The organism is Acinetobacter sp. WCHA55, assembly GCF_002165305.2.
GTDB lineage: Bacteria > Pseudomonadota > Gammaproteobacteria > Pseudomonadales > Moraxellaceae > Acinetobacter.
The window spans coordinates 1,917,352-1,931,325 of sequence record NZ_CP032286.1 but is presented as its reverse complement, the minus strand read 5'-3'; the positions used below and the strand labels follow the sequence as shown (position 1 = coordinate 1,931,325).

Annotated in this window: 9 protein-coding genes; 6 read left to right on the top strand and 3 right to left on the bottom strand. The window is 42.9% G+C overall.

The genetic code is table 11. The features are described from left to right. Positions 1-270: 270 nt before the first annotated feature. From CDG62_RS12195 to CDG62_RS12180, 4 genes are read left to right on the top strand one after another with little or no spacing between them, the layout of a single operon-like run. A complete protein-coding gene (locus CDG62_RS12195; protein WP_087527870.1) occupies positions 271-1,479 on the top strand; it encodes an efflux RND transporter periplasmic adaptor subunit in 1,209 nt (402 codons plus the stop codon). A gap of 3 nt (positions 1,480-1,482) precedes the next feature. After that, entirely contained in the window at positions 1,483-4,596 is a 3,114-nt protein-coding gene (locus tag CDG62_RS12190) for a multidrug efflux RND transporter permease subunit (RefSeq protein WP_087527869.1), read from the top strand. Next, complete coding sequence (locus CDG62_RS12185) at positions 4,593-7,700, top strand: efflux RND transporter permease subunit (protein ID WP_087527868.1); 3,108 nt, start codon at positions 4,593-4,595, stop codon at positions 7,698-7,700. Before CDG62_RS12190 ends, CDG62_RS12185 begins: the two co-directional genes overlap by 4 nt. Positions 7,701-7,721: 21 nt before the next feature. Continuing rightward, positions 7,722-9,119: an efflux transporter outer membrane subunit gene (locus CDG62_RS12180; RefSeq protein ID WP_087527867.1), complete on the top strand. Its 1,398-nt coding sequence runs from the start codon at positions 7,722-7,724 to the stop codon at positions 9,117-9,119. Between the two features lie 146 nt (positions 9,120-9,265). On the opposite strand, the gene CDG62_RS12175 is transcribed toward CDG62_RS12180, so the two are convergent. Together CDG62_RS12175 and CDG62_RS12170 are read right to left on the bottom strand one after the other, a co-directional pair. Beyond that, positions 9,266-9,781, bottom strand: coding sequence for a chromate transporter (locus CDG62_RS12175; RefSeq protein ID WP_087527866.1), 516 nt, complete (start codon positions 9,779-9,781; stop codon positions 9,266-9,268). Then, a complete protein-coding gene (locus tag CDG62_RS12170) occupies positions 9,778-10,353 on the bottom strand; it encodes a chromate transporter (protein ID WP_087527865.1) in 576 nt (191 codons plus the stop codon). The genes CDG62_RS12175 and CDG62_RS12170 overlap by 4 nt, the downstream gene beginning before the upstream one ends. 108 nt (positions 10,354-10,461) lie before the next feature. Between CDG62_RS12170 and CDG62_RS12165 the strand changes: the two genes are divergently transcribed. Together CDG62_RS12165 and CDG62_RS12160 are read left to right on the top strand one after the other, a co-directional pair. Continuing rightward, positions 10,462-11,346 (top strand): LysR family transcriptional regulator, encoded by an 885-nt coding sequence (locus CDG62_RS12165; protein ID WP_087527897.1) that lies wholly within the window; start codon positions 10,462-10,464, stop codon positions 11,344-11,346. A gap of 153 nt (positions 11,347-11,499) precedes the next feature. Next, the gene (locus tag CDG62_RS12160; protein WP_087527864.1) at positions 11,500-13,251 is read left to right on the top strand and encodes an amidohydrolase; all 1,752 of its coding nucleotides are present in this window, start codon (positions 11,500-11,502) and stop codon (positions 13,249-13,251) included. Here the strand turns inward: CDG62_RS12160 and CDG62_RS12155 are convergent. Further along, positions 13,242-13,877, bottom strand: coding sequence for a TetR/AcrR family transcriptional regulator (locus CDG62_RS12155; RefSeq protein WP_087527863.1), 636 nt, complete (start codon positions 13,875-13,877; stop codon positions 13,242-13,244). The genes CDG62_RS12160 and CDG62_RS12155 overlap by 10 nt on opposite strands. Between the last annotated feature and the right edge of the window lie 97 nt (positions 13,878-13,974).

Here is a 13,974-nt window from a genome sequence, read left to right as displayed (position 1 = left end):
ATATCCTGAATCTCAGCAGTAAAAGTGGAATAAGCAAATGAATGCTTGAATATTAATGATAATCATTATTAAATGCAATTACAAAATGCAACATTTACTGTGAGCTTTTTTAGGTTTTCATACGTCTTACAAATAGATATGCGTGATTTGTAATAAGAAATTTCAATTTTTTAAATACTTAATTTGATCAAATTTTAAAAAATTGTATGTTCTTACCGTTTTGAACAGTACCTGTTGGGCGAGAATTTTTTGTAATGAATAGGAAATGTAATGAGTGAGCCATTGAACAATAACGACCCAGCAAAGCATTTTCTTCATCGTCGAACATATTGGATTGGATTGATTATTGTCATTTTGTTGTTAGGCATGGGAGGGCTGTATTGGAAAAATACTATGTCGCAGCCTAGCGAAGAATATAGTCAATGGGATAAACCTGTGCCTGTACGTGTTGTGCCTGTACAGCGACAAGACTTGCAGGTGGAAATTAAAGCCATCGGTACAGTTGTTTCGACCCATACAGTGAATGTGCAAACTCAGGTTTCTGGTGTTCTCAAGCAGATTTATTTTAAAGAAGGTCAGACAGTCCAGAAAGGACAACTTCTTGCTCAAGTTGACCCTGCACCATTTCAAGTGGCTTTGGCACAGGCAGAAGGCACACAACAGCAAAACTTAGCGCAACTCCGAAATGCAGAAACGGAGTTAGCACGTTATCAACTGCTTTTTAAGCAAGACTCAATTGCTAAACAACAAGTAGAGCAACAGCAAGCTCTAGTCAATCAGTTGAAAGGGCAAATACAGGCCAATCAAGCTGAGGTTGATGCAGCAAAATTACAATTGTCTTATACCAAAATTTATTCACCAATTAATGGTCGAGTTGGTTTTCAACAGAAAGATGCAGGTAATTTAATACAGGCCAATGACACGACAGGTTTGGTTAGCATCACTCAAGTTCATCCTATTTATGTACAGTTTTCAGTTGCTGAACATGATTTGGCTCATTTGCGTAACAACATGAAACAGGGACATCAAGTCCCAGTCAAGGCATGGGATAAAGCAGAACAAAAGCAACTTGCGGTTGGGCATGTACAGGCGTTGGATAACCAGATTGATGCCAATACAGGCACATTAAAGATCAAGGCCATTTTTGATAATCGTGATGATGTCTTATTTCCCAATCAGTTTGTCAATGTTCGTTTAAATGCACACACTATTCGAAACACTGTCAGTATTCCAAGTGACGCCGTGCAACATGGGGCCAAAGGGACTTATGTGTATATCGTTAATCCGAAGAAAAAAGCAGAAATTCGTATGCTCACATTGGGTTTGAGTTCTAACGGTCAGATTCAAGTTTTAACAGGATTAAACGGTACGGAGCAGGTGGTTTTAGAAGGGATTGATCGCCTTGCAGAAGGAAAAGAAGTACAAATTGTCTCGGATCAACCCCAAGTGATGGCAACATCAAGACCTGCTGTTGGATAAGACATGAATATTTCAAAGTTCTTTATTGTCCGTCCAGTCGCAACCACGTTGTTGATGTTGGCATTGCTGTTTAGTGGACTATTGGTTTGGCGACTTTTACCTGTGTCAGCCTTGCCACAGGTCGACTATCCGATTATTCAGGTCTATACCTTTCAGCCTGGGGCAAACCCTGACACGGTACAACGGACTATCACCGCACCGCTTGAACGGGAAATGGGCAAAATTGCGGGCTTAAAGCAAATGTCTTCGCAGAGTTCTGTCGGGGCATCTGTCATTACCTTACAGTTTGAGTTAAGTGCTGAACTGGGTGTAGTAGAGCAAGAAGTACAATCTGCACTAAGCACTGCCAGCAGTAAATTGCCAAGTGATTTGCCAACACCACCTGTATATCGAAAGGTCAATCCAGCCGATGTGCCTGTCATTACCTTAGCAATTAGTTCAGAAACTTTACCCCTCACCACGGTCTATGACATGGTGGATACTCGGGTGGCACAAAAACTGTCTCAACTCACGGGTGTGGGTATGGTGAGCCTTGCTGGTGGGCAACGACCAGCAATACGTGTGCAAATGAATCCTGCTGCACTTGCCGCTTATAAAATGAGTGCCGAAGATGTCCGTACCGCAATCAATGCCGCCAATGCCAGTCAACCCAAAGGCAGTTTTGATGGGCCATATCGCAGTACCATGCTGGATGCCAATGATCAAATTCGTTCAATTGGAGACTATGAAAGCCTTATTTTACGCTGGAATAACGGTGCCCCGATTCGATTAAAAGATGTGGCACAGGTGATTGAAGGCAGTGAAGACCGCTATATGGCGGCATGGGCAGACAGTCAAGCCGCCATTTTGGTGAATGTACAGCGCCAACCGAATGCCAACGTGATTCAAGTGGCCGATCAGATTAAGCAGTTGTTGCCTGAACTTCAAAAGAACCTGCCTGAAAACGTCAAAATTCGAGTACTGACCGATCGTACCGAGAGTATTCGTAGTTCAATCCACGATGTACAAAAGGAATTGGTTTTTGCCGTCTGTTTAGTCGTAATGGTGACTTTTCTCTTTTTGAGAAATTTATCTGCAACCATTATTCCGAGTATTGCTGTTCCACTGTCAATCATTGGTACGTTTGTACTGATGTATTTTTTAGGTTTTTCAGTCAATAACCTGACCTTAATGGCACTGACCATTGCCACAGGCTTTGTGGTGGATGATGCGATTGTGATGCTGGAAAATATTGCACGACATCGTGAAGCGGGTGAAAGCCTGATGCAAGCGGCATTCAAAGGGTCGAAGGAAATAGGTTTTACGCTCATTTCTTTAACTATTTCATTGATTGCAGTTCTCATCCCGCTACTGTTTATGGGGGATGTCGTCGGGCGTTTGTTCCATGAGTTTGCAGTGACTTTGGCGGCTGCAATTGCGATTTCTTTGGTTGTCTCTTTAACCTTAACGCCGATGATGTGTGCTTATTTGCTCAAAGGCAAAGCATCACTAAAAGAAGCAGAGCATCAAACTTCAGCGAATAGATGGAGTTTGGATGGCATCATTCAGCAGTATGGAAAAGCTTTGCAATGGGTATTTCAGCATCAAACCCTGACACTAACAGTTATGCTCAGTACAGTGTTATTCGCAGGGTTCTTGTATTGGATGATTCCGAAAGGCTTTTTCCCTGTGCAGGACAGTGGCGTTATCCAAGTAGTGACCGAAGCCCCAGACGATATTTCATTTCAAGCCATGAGTGAGCGCCAGCAAGCACTAGCGGCTGAAATTTTAAAAGATCCCGCTGTTGAAAGTCTGTCTTCATTTATTGGTATTGATGCCAATAACCCAAAACTCAGTAATGGCCGAATTCTTATTAACTTAAAGTCACATGCAGAACGAGAAGGTGCAGATCAAGTGATGGCACGTCTGCGTGAAGAGTTGGGTTATGTTCAGGGTATTCAAGCTTGGATGCAACCTGTGCAGGAGCTAAGTATTGAAGATAAAATTAGTCGAACTCAGTATCAGCTCAGTTTGACAGCAGCAAAAACCACAGACTTGGCGTTATGGACACCTGTCTTGGTAGATGCTTTACGCCAACAACCCGAGTTTGCAGAAGTGAGCAGTGAAAACGCTGGGCAAGGTTTACAGGCATATATTGATGTCAATCGAGATGCAGCAGCGAGATTCGGCTTAACAGTAGAAGACATTAGTTTGGCTTTGCAAAATCTATTTGCACAGCGACAAATTGCAACTTTATATACCCAGTCGAATCAGTACCGCATTGTACTCGAGCTGGCGCCAGAATTAACTCAAGGTATACAAGCTTTAGAGCAAACTTATATTCATACAGCCAGTGGAGAGCCGATTTTACTCAGTTCTGTGGCAAGCATTGTGCAAAAACGTGTCCCAATTATTTTACAGCAACAAGCTCAGTTTCCTGCCAATGGTATCTCTTTTAACCTTGCAACAGGCGTCGCTTTGGGAGATGCCATCCAAGCTATTCAACGTGTAGAACAGCAGCTCAATTTACCTGCTGAAGTTAAGCTTCAGCTACAAGGGGCGGCGGCTGCATTTGAAAACTCGCAGCAGCATACCTTTTGGTTGGTAATTGCAGCGATTGTGACCATGTATATTGTGCTTGGGATGCTGTATGAGAGCTTTATTCATCCCATCACTATTCTTTCAACCTTACCGTCTGCTGCAATTGGGGCTTTATTGGCGCTGTTTATGGTAGGTCGACCACTCGATATGATTGCTTTAATCGGCATTATTTTATTGATCGGTTTGGTGAAGAAAAACGGCATCATGATGGTGGACTTCGCTTTGGCAGCGCAGCGCCAAGAGGGTCTTTCGCCTCAGCAAGCGATTTATCAGGCGGCGTTGATGCGATTCCGCCCCATTTTAATGACGACACTGGCGGCATTGGTCGGTGCTATTCCACTCATGTTGGCATCAGGGTCGGGAGCTGAATTACGCCAGCCTCTAGGAATTGTCATGGTTGGTGGCTTGATTTTAAGTCAGGTGTTGACCTTATTTACCACGCCTGTGGTCTATTTGTTTTTTGACCGTTTACAGCATGCTTTTCAAAACCCAAAGCTACCTTTTGCTGAATTTGATGAAACAAGGAGCGAGTCTTGAAACTGCTCTCTGCTTTGGTTCATCGTCCTGTTACTGGTGTGTTATTGGGCATTGCAATTGTGTTGCTTGGTGTATTGGCGTATTTCCGCTTACCCGTGGCGTCTTTACCTCAGGCAGATATTCCGACCATTGTGGTGCGGGCCAGTTTACCTGGAGCAAGTCCTGAAAGTATGTCGGCAACTGTTGCAACACCTTTAGAACGGGCCATGATGGGCGTTTCTGGGGTAAAAGCGATTAATTCCTCTAGTAGTCAAAACGCAACGCAAGTCACTTTGCACTTTGACTTAGATACGGACATTAATGAAGCAGCGAGAGAAGTACAGGCTGCGATTAATACTGCAATGTCGCAACTTCCATCAGGGATGCCTAGCCCACCTGAATATTTCAAGGTTAATCCCAGCCAAAGCCCAATTTTTTATTTGGCATTGAGTTCAGAGCATTTATCTGCGGGTAAATTATATGAAATTGCCAGCAATCAACTCCAGCCCAATCTTGCGCAGATAAGTGGAGTTGGTGAAGTTGAAATTGATGGCGCGTCTATGCCTGCGGTGCGGATCACCTTAAATCCGAATGCACTCATTGCACAGGGCGTTTCATTGGAACAAGTCCGTACTGCAATTGAAAAAAGTAATACAGTACAAGCGTTGGGCGTGGTTGAAAGCGATCAACTTCGTTGGCAAGTTGCACTGTCGCATGATTTAAAACAAGCGCAAGATTTTGCCAACTTGGTGATTCATCGTAATGCTCAAGCAATTGTGCGTTTAAAAGATGTGGCTGAGGTGCAAGATTCTGTTGAAAACCGCTATGTCAGTGGTTTTCATAATGGTAAACCCGCGGTGATTATCAAAATCAGCCGTCAACCCAATGCCAATACCGTGGCAACCATTGATCAAATAAAAGAAAAACTGCCTGAACTAAAATCACTCATTCCTGCAGATGCACAATTGACTACGGTGATGGATGGTTCTGAAATCATTCGCGCAGGCTTAGCGGAAGCGCGAGATACGCTGTTGTTTTCCATGCTGTTGGTCATTATTGTCGTTGCTTTAATGTTAGGGCGTGTACAAAGCGCCCTTGTACCAAGTATTGCCATGCTGGTGACGTTGGTGGGTGCTTGTAGTTTGGTGTATTTGGCAGGCTTTTCGTTAAACAACCTCTCCATTATGGCGGTGATTGTCGCTATTGGATTGGTGGTGGATGATGCGATTGTGGTGCTAGAAAATATTGAGCGTCATATTGAGCAGGGAGACTCTCCTGTACAGGCTGCCATTAAAGGGATTCAGGAGGTGGGGCTGACTTTAGTGGCCATGAATTTGGCATTGGTGGTGATTTTCATTTCAGTGCTGTTTATGGGCGGTGTAATTGAGCGGCTGTTCCGCGAGTTTTCACTGACCTTAGTTTTTATTGTGCTGTTGTCCGTTTTTGTGTCCTTGGTGTTAACACCAAGCTTATCTGCACATTGTTTAAAACCGCTAGAGAGCGACCAACATCAACCTTTATATCAATTTAGCCATCGTTGCATGCAGCAGTTCAATCATGCTTATTTAACATCTTTAAAATGGATGCTAGCACATGGCTATGTCGTGATTTTATTTTGGCTAGGTGCGATAGGTGCTTCATTCTATGTCTATCAGCACCTCCCTAAACGAGTATTGCCTGAGCAAGATACAGGACGAGTTGAGGCTTTTATTCGTGGTGATGACGGGTTTTCTTTTCAAATTATGCAACCCAAAATTGCAGCCTTTAGCCAAAGCTTGCTGAGTGATCCTGCTGTAAAAGATGTGGTTGGAACTTCAGGGGGAGCAGGCGGAACCACCAATTCCTTTTTCATGGTGAGTTTAAAACCCAAATCGGAACGTGAGGGGCAAAGTTCACATGCCATTGTCGAGCGTATGAAAAAAAATGCGCCGTGGCAGGCTGGGGCAATTTTCTCAGCACGTGTGGAACAAGAATTAGAACTGGATGATCCTTTTTCAAGTGGCAGTGGTCAAGATTATATGCTGTTACTACAGTCAGATGAGGTTGCACAGCTACGCCAATGGGTGCCGAAAGTTGCACAGGCCATGCAAAAACTGCCTGAACTTGAGGAAGTCGAAACCATGGGGGATGAAGGTGCGCAGCATGTCACCCTAGATGTAGACCGTGAAGCAGCGCGTCGTTTGGGAGTCGACATTGAAAGCATTTCGAGTGTATTGAATAACTCATTTTCACAGCGTCAGATTTCAACCATTTATGATCAGACCCAACAGTTTCATGTGGTCATGGAAGTAGATAAGCACTTCACGGAATATCCTGAATCCTTAGCCAATGTACAAGTTCCCAATAAAAATGGACAGGCTGTGCCACTGCGTAACTTTGCGACATGGTCTTATGGAATTACCAATGATCGAGTGTATCGACGTAATCAATACGCCGCGATGGGTATTGGTTATGTGGTGAAACAGGGCTATAGCTATGAACAGGCTGATGCCGCGATCCGATCTGTCCTCACTGAAGTGATGTTGCCAAACAACGTTTTTATGACCACAGATAAAGATGTAGAGGCAGAAAGTTTACAAGCGGGATTAAGCACCCCCTTACTGATTTTTGCGGTGATTGTGCTGATTTATATCGTGCTTGGGGTGACCTATGAAAGTGTGGTGCATCCATTAACGATTTTATCGACCATACCGGCTGTGGCTTTGGGTGCACTGTTGACCTTATGGATATTTAACTTTGAGTTTACCCTGATTGCATTATTGGGCATGTTTTTACTTATTGGTATCGTAGTGAAAAATGCCATTTTATTGATTGATTTTACGTTATATGAACGGCGTGCAGGAAAGTCAGCGTATCAAGCTGTGTTGTCTGCTGCGGCGCTACGTTTTCGCCCAATTTTAATGACCAATACCGCAGCATTATTAGGTGCGATTCCGCTGGCTTGTAGTTGGGGTGAAGGGGCAGAGTTACGTCAACCTTTGGGTGTGGTCATTGTGGGTGGTTTGGTGCTTGGACAGCTTTTAACTTTGTATACAACGCCTGTTTTGTATTTGCTCTTTGAAAAATGGGCTGAATCTTGTTCAAGATTTAAACGTAAATTTATGCTGCAAAGATTAGGCAAATAGATAAAGAAATAGGAAAATAGAATGTCAGGTTTGGTTTATAAAAATGTCTTCAGCCTAAGTTGTGTATTGTTATTGACTGCATGTAGTTCTACGGCAGTCATACGTCCTCCTGAATATAAAACACCGATAATTCAAGTGGCTGATCAATACAAATATGCGGTGCTTAATTGGACAGAAACTGCAAAGTTAAAAGGTAAGGCTGTTGCATGGTGGGACATTTATCAAGACCCTGTTTTAAGTCAACTGTTGCAACAGTTAAATGCAGAAAACTTAAATCTAAAACAGGCCGAGGCACGCTATAGACAAGCCAATGCTTTACTTGAGCAGCAAAAAGCCAGTCGTTCTGTCAATCTAAGCTTAGAAGGTGCTGTCAACCGTAATGGCGCAAAGCATACTTCTCCAAATAGCCAGTTTAGTACAGGGGTTCAGGCCAGTTGGATTCCAGATGTGTGGGGACGTGTAGCGAAAGCGATAGAGGGACAACAGGCAAATTTAGAAGCGGTGCAGGCTGACTTAGCCGCAGTCAAGTTAAATCAGCAGTTATTGGCGACTGAGGCTTATTGGAACATTCGTGTTTTGGATGCGCAGCTTGATGTATTAAAGCAGACCCAAAAAAGTTACCTACGTTCGGTGCAAATTTTAAAAAATCAATATACAGCAGGGATGATTGCGCGGGCAGATGTGATACAGGCAGAAACGCAGTTGAAACAAGTGCAAATACAGCAAATCGAAACGCAGCGTGAACGCAATTTACAGGAAAATGTGCTGTCAGTCTTACAGGGTAAAAGTGTGACTGAGTTTCAATTGGCAAAACGTCAGCAACGTTTGAGTATACCTGCTGTACCTGCGCAGCTACCCAGTCGTTTACTCATTCAACGTCCCGACGTGATTCGTGCAGAGCGGGAGCTTGCGAGCACACATGCGCAGTTGGGTTTAGCGCAAACGGCTTGGTTGCCAGATATTAGTATTAGTCTTAATACGAGTTTAAATAGTCAAGTGTTGGGCCAACTGTTCCAAGCCCCTGCATACTTATGGTCTACGGGATTAGAAGCGGCTTCGGTTATTTTTGATGGTGGAAAACGTCAAGCTGAAATTGCCCAAGCACAGGCAAGCTATGACGAAAAATTAGCAGCCTATAAGCAAGCTGTACTTACGGGCTGGAAGGAAGTCGATGATGCCTTAATGCAGACTTCAAGTTTGAAGCAACAACAACTGGAACAAGCTCAGTTACTACAACTGAGCAAAGAAAATGAACAAGTGGTGATGCGACGTTATAACGCAGGTTTAGTCAGTTATTTGGAAGTGGTCACGGCGCAGAATTTAAGGCTACAAGCTGAACAGAGCACATTAGAGTTGCAACAAATCCAATTAAAAAATACAGCGCAATTAATCACTGCATTGGGTGGGAATATTTCCTAACCCTTGATTTTTTCACATGTTTATTGACTCAAATGGCAAAGCCTTGCATCTTGGTTTTCAGATGCAAGACTTAAACTATTTATTTGAAAGTAACGGTGAAACAGAAAGTATGTGTTATTGGATACTGATTATAATGAACAGACTGTTTATAAAAACAGTGCGCCTGATACTGCCCCAAAGAGCATGACCCACAGTGGATGAAGTTTTTTAACTAAGCTTAAACCAGTAGCGACGATAACGATTGCGATGAGTAACCAGTTCTGAGCAGATGCAGCGGCAATAATATAGGCACTAACCAAAACCAAGCCGACGGTAACTGGTTTCAACGCCTTTTCAAACACGCTACGTAGTGGGTGATCCTTAAACTGATTCCAAAATTTGAGTGCAAATACAGTCAGTACAGAAGAGGGACCAAACTTCGCTAGTGAAGTCACGAACAGTCCAGCAGGCCCAGCCACATGCCAGCCGACCAAAGGTACAATCATCATATTGGGGCCAGGTGCCGCTTGAGCCATGGCAAACATGGTGCTGAACTCTGTAGCAGTAAGCCAGCGATGCACTTCAACCACCTGATGTTGCATCTCAGGCAAAATGGCATTGCCTCCACCAAAGGCCAATATAGAAAGCTGGGTAAAAACGATGGCTAAGGTGAGTAAAATCATGCGTTTTTTCCTCTTTTTTTCAAGCTTAAGACAGCGACATTGATGCCTACTAAAATCAGTAAAGTCAGTGCCAGTGGAATTTTAATGATCAACATAAAGACGATGGTTAGCGCGATAGTAAAGATTGTGAGGTAGCTTTTCAGAATCGGATTCAACATTTTTAAACCCATGGCAAACAGTAAACCTGCTGCCGCTGCTGCCAATCCCTGAATCATGTGCTGAATCACGGGGATACTTTGAAATTGTGCATAGAGTTCATACAGCAAAATCACAATCACCGTCGGTGCAAAAATTAATCCGAGAACGGCACTAATCGCACCTTTAACTCCCTGAAATTCATAGCCAATCGCAACAGCCATATTGATGATGTTCCCACCAGGGAGAATTTGACAGACACCCAATAAGTGTGTGAACTCTTCCGTGTTGAGCCATTTTTGGTCTTCTACAACCATTTGGTGTGCAAGTGGCAATACACCACCAAAGCCCATGAGTTCCAGCTTCATAAAGCCTGCAAATAGTTCCCGAGAAGTCGGGTGGGTTATTTGTTCAGCAGGGAGCACTTCAGTGTTCATGTCTTTCACCTTTTGTTGAATGAGCTCAGTATGAACCTGTAGAGATATGTTGAAAAATGCTATTTTTGACGTTATATATACTGAAAAAGTATGTTTGATGGGGCAGACATGATTGATATCCATAAACTTAGAGCATTTGTTGCAGTGGTAGAAGAAAGTAATATTTCACATGCCGCTGTTCGTTTGAATATGCAACAACCACCGTTGACACGGATTATCAAAAGCTTGGAAGAAGAACTGAATGCTCAACTGTTAAAGCGTTTGCCGCGTGGTGTTGAGGTCACAGAAGCAGGTAAGGTTTTGTACAAAGAAGCCCTTGCGATATTGGCGCATGCACAGTTAATTCCCAAACGTGTGCAGGATATTTCTTTGGGGGTCGAAGGTCAGATTAATATTGGCTTTACCAACTCGGTTGGCTTACATCCATTTTTACCAGCGTTGCTGCGTAACTTTCGGGAAACTTTTCCACGTGTTTCAATTCATTTGGAAGAAGATGGCAGTAGCTCGCTGATTGATTCCATTAGCAATGAAAAAAATGACATTGTGTTCTTACGCAAACCTGCACCGATTGGCCTCGGTTTAACCAGTTTGCATGTACTGGATGAGCCGCTCATTGTGGCTCTACCCAACAATCATCCTTTGGCTGAGCAAGCCGAACCGATTCATTTGCTGGATCTTGAACCACATGATTTTGTGCTATACCGACGTTTAGCTGGGCAAGATTTATTCGATAATATTTTGGCCAGTTGTTATCAAGCAGGCTTTAGTCCAAAAATCGTACAAGAAGCACCACGTTTAACTTCAAGTTTAAATTTGATTGCTGCCGGAATTGGCTTATCCATCGTGCCTGAAGCCATCCGTGACTTTTGGAATAAGCAGATTGTTTATAAAGCGCTCAAGGCGAATAATCCGTGTATTGCACCCATTTATGCAGTGTATAAAGAAAATATAGACAATGTCCGTTTGCAGCACATCTTAAAGTTATTGCAATAATTCGTTGAATATTGAGCACTTTATTCTGCCTGACAAGCGCTGACTTAAAGTGTTAAGGTAGAGTATTGATGTGATGTATCCAAGTTTTATAGATATAACGAATGCTCGTACAGAGTAAAAATATAATATTTAGTGATATGAGGTGTTTAGCCCATGTTTTTTAATAAAGTTTCTTTTGCACTCTCAACTGTGCTTTCTTCCTCTGTGTTGTTGACAAGCGGTTGTACATCCAGTCCGTCTAGTACGGTTTCAAATACACAACAAATGAAAAATGCATTATTAGTCTATGGTGGCCCCATTTTAACCATGCAAGGCATGCAACCCAGCTATGTCGATGCCATGTTAATTCAAGACGGAAAGATTCGTTATACAGGCGCATTGTCTGAGGCCGAAAAGCTTGCGCCACAGGCTAAACGCTTAAACTTGAATAACAAGACCGTCATTCCTGGCATTATTGATGCACATAGCCATTTAAACTCTGTCGGTATGCAGCAAACTGTGGCTAATTTATATCCGCCACCAGATGGTAATGTGGTGAGTATTGCCACACTTATTCAAGCAATGAAGGCGTGGGCAAAGCAAAATCCACAGTTTATAAAAGCCACTTCTGGTTGGATTATTGGCAATGGTTATGATGACGCCCAGCTACAAGAGAAAGCCCATCCAACAGCCTCGGACTTAGATCAGATTTCAACGACTCAACCCGTGCTGATTTTGCATCAGTCTGGACATTTGGCTTCTGCAAATCACAAGGCACTCGAATTGTTAGGCATTAATGAAAAAAGTAGCAATCCTAGTGGTGGGGTGATTCGACGCGTGGTCGGGACAAATATTCCAAATGGTGTACTGGAAGAAAGTGTCGTGATTGAGGCAATGATGCAAGCTTTTAAAACCGTACCACCTGAAATCATGCAACAGATGGCATTGACTGCAGTACAGACCTATATGGCAAATGGCTATACCACGGTACAAGAGGGACGAGCTGATCGTGGCACTTCAGAGCTTTGGCGTAGTTTGGCCAATCAAAACAAATTAGCGATTGATGTTGTCTCTTATCCTGATATTAGTTCTGAACAGGCATATATGCTTGAAAAAGGAGTAAGTAAAAATTATGTGAATCACTTTAGAATTGGTGGCGTGAAAATTAGTTTAGATGGTTCGCCCCAAGGTAAAACAGCATGGTTAACCGAACCTTATGTGGTTCCACCTGAAGGGAAAGATAAGAACTATCGTGGTTATCCTGCATTTCCAGAACAAAAAACAGTTCAGCACATGATTGATTTGGCTTTCGAGAAACAATGGCCTATTTTGGCACATGCAAATGGTGATGCCGCGATTGATCAATACCTCAATGTGATTGCTAATGCGCAAAAGAAGTATGATGCTTCAAAGCGACGTGATGTGATTATTCATGCGCAAACCATGCGTGAAGATCAACTGGATCGGGCGAAACAGCTTCACTTGATCCCCTCATTTTTTTCTTTGCATACCTACTACTGGGGCGACTGGCATGTGGCGCAAACATTAGGTGAAAAGCGTGCTGAACATATTTCACCGACGGGTTCAGCATTAAGAAAAGGCATGATTTTCACCGAGCATCATGATGCTCCTGTCATCCCACCGAAAAGCATGATGGTACTGGATGCAACGGTTAATCGCACTACACGAACAGGCAAAGTTTTGGGTCAGGCGCAGAAAGTCAGCCCGTATATCGGACTTAAAACGATGACAGACTGGGCTGCATATCAGTATTTTGAAGAAGATATTAAAGGCACATTAAGTACAGGGAAATACGGTGACTTTGTTATTTTAAGCGCCAATCCAATCACTATTGAACCGTCTAAAATCAAAGACATCAAAGTCCTTGCAACTTATAAGCAAGGACAGTTGGTTTATCAAAGATAAAGTTGTTTAGCGGCGGCTAAACCTGCGACTGAAAAGGTCATGAGATGTTTGACCAAAAGCGCAGGTTCAACTTTCGAAACATTTTTAAGTGGCCCAGGTAAGTTTGAATCAGCGATAATCAGCATCATGCACGGTGCAACTGTGCTCAAAACGCAGGCGAATAATGCAGGGTGGTTTTCATCAATACCTGAAACTTGGCTAATGATCTTTTTGATTAATAGAAATTTTCTTGCGCCCTCAGTTTGCATAAAATCGTATAAATGTGTGGTGGGCGAAAAAAGTTCACGAATAAATACTTTGCTGTGCCACACATCCGTTTCAACCAATTTGCTGATCAGGGTTTCAAAAAAAACCTCTAGTTTTTCAGTTGGGGTGCGGGAGCTGTTTAATAAAGCCAACAGCTTTTCTTCATCAATATAATGCGTATGTGCTTCGGCTAATACGGCACGATATAGACCATCACGACCGTCGAAGTGATAGTTAATGGCAGCCAAATCGACTTCGGCAAGCTTCGCAATCGCTTTGCTGGTGGTTTTTGCAAAACCATTCTGAGCAATTAAACGACCTGCTGCATCCAAAATTTTCGACTTGGTTAAGTCACCATCGCTACGTCCAGCTCTAGACATTGTTTACTCTGCGTAAAAAATTATGAGAGGAGTATATCTTTTTTTACTTAATTATTGTAGTTTAAATTTAATTTAAATTTAAACTTGTATTAAAAAT

Coding starts and splice junctions, on each gene's coding strand:
- CDG62_RS12175 (WP_087527866.1), bottom strand. CDS start 9,781: ATGATTTTACTCACCTTAGCCATCGTTTTTACCCAGCTTTCTATATTG.
- CDG62_RS12170 (WP_087527865.1), bottom strand. CDS start 10,353: ATGAACACTGAAGTGCTCCCTGCTGAACAAATAACCCACCCGACTTCT.
- CDG62_RS12190 (WP_087527869.1), top strand. CDS start 1,483: ATGAATATTTCAAAGTTCTTTATTGTCCGTCCAGTCGCAACCACGTTG.
- CDG62_RS12195 (WP_087527870.1), top strand. CDS start 271: ATGAGTGAGCCATTGAACAATAACGACCCAGCAAAGCATTTTCTTCAT.
- CDG62_RS12165 (WP_087527897.1), top strand. CDS start 10,462: ATGATTGATATCCATAAACTTAGAGCATTTGTTGCAGTGGTAGAAGAA.
- CDG62_RS12160 (WP_087527864.1), top strand. CDS start 11,500: ATGTTTTTTAATAAAGTTTCTTTTGCACTCTCAACTGTGCTTTCTTCC.
- CDG62_RS12155 (WP_087527863.1), bottom strand. CDS start 13,877: ATGTCTAGAGCTGGACGTAGCGATGGTGACTTAACCAAGTCGAAAATT.
- CDG62_RS12180 (WP_087527867.1), top strand. CDS start 7,722: ATGTCAGGTTTGGTTTATAAAAATGTCTTCAGCCTAAGTTGTGTATTG.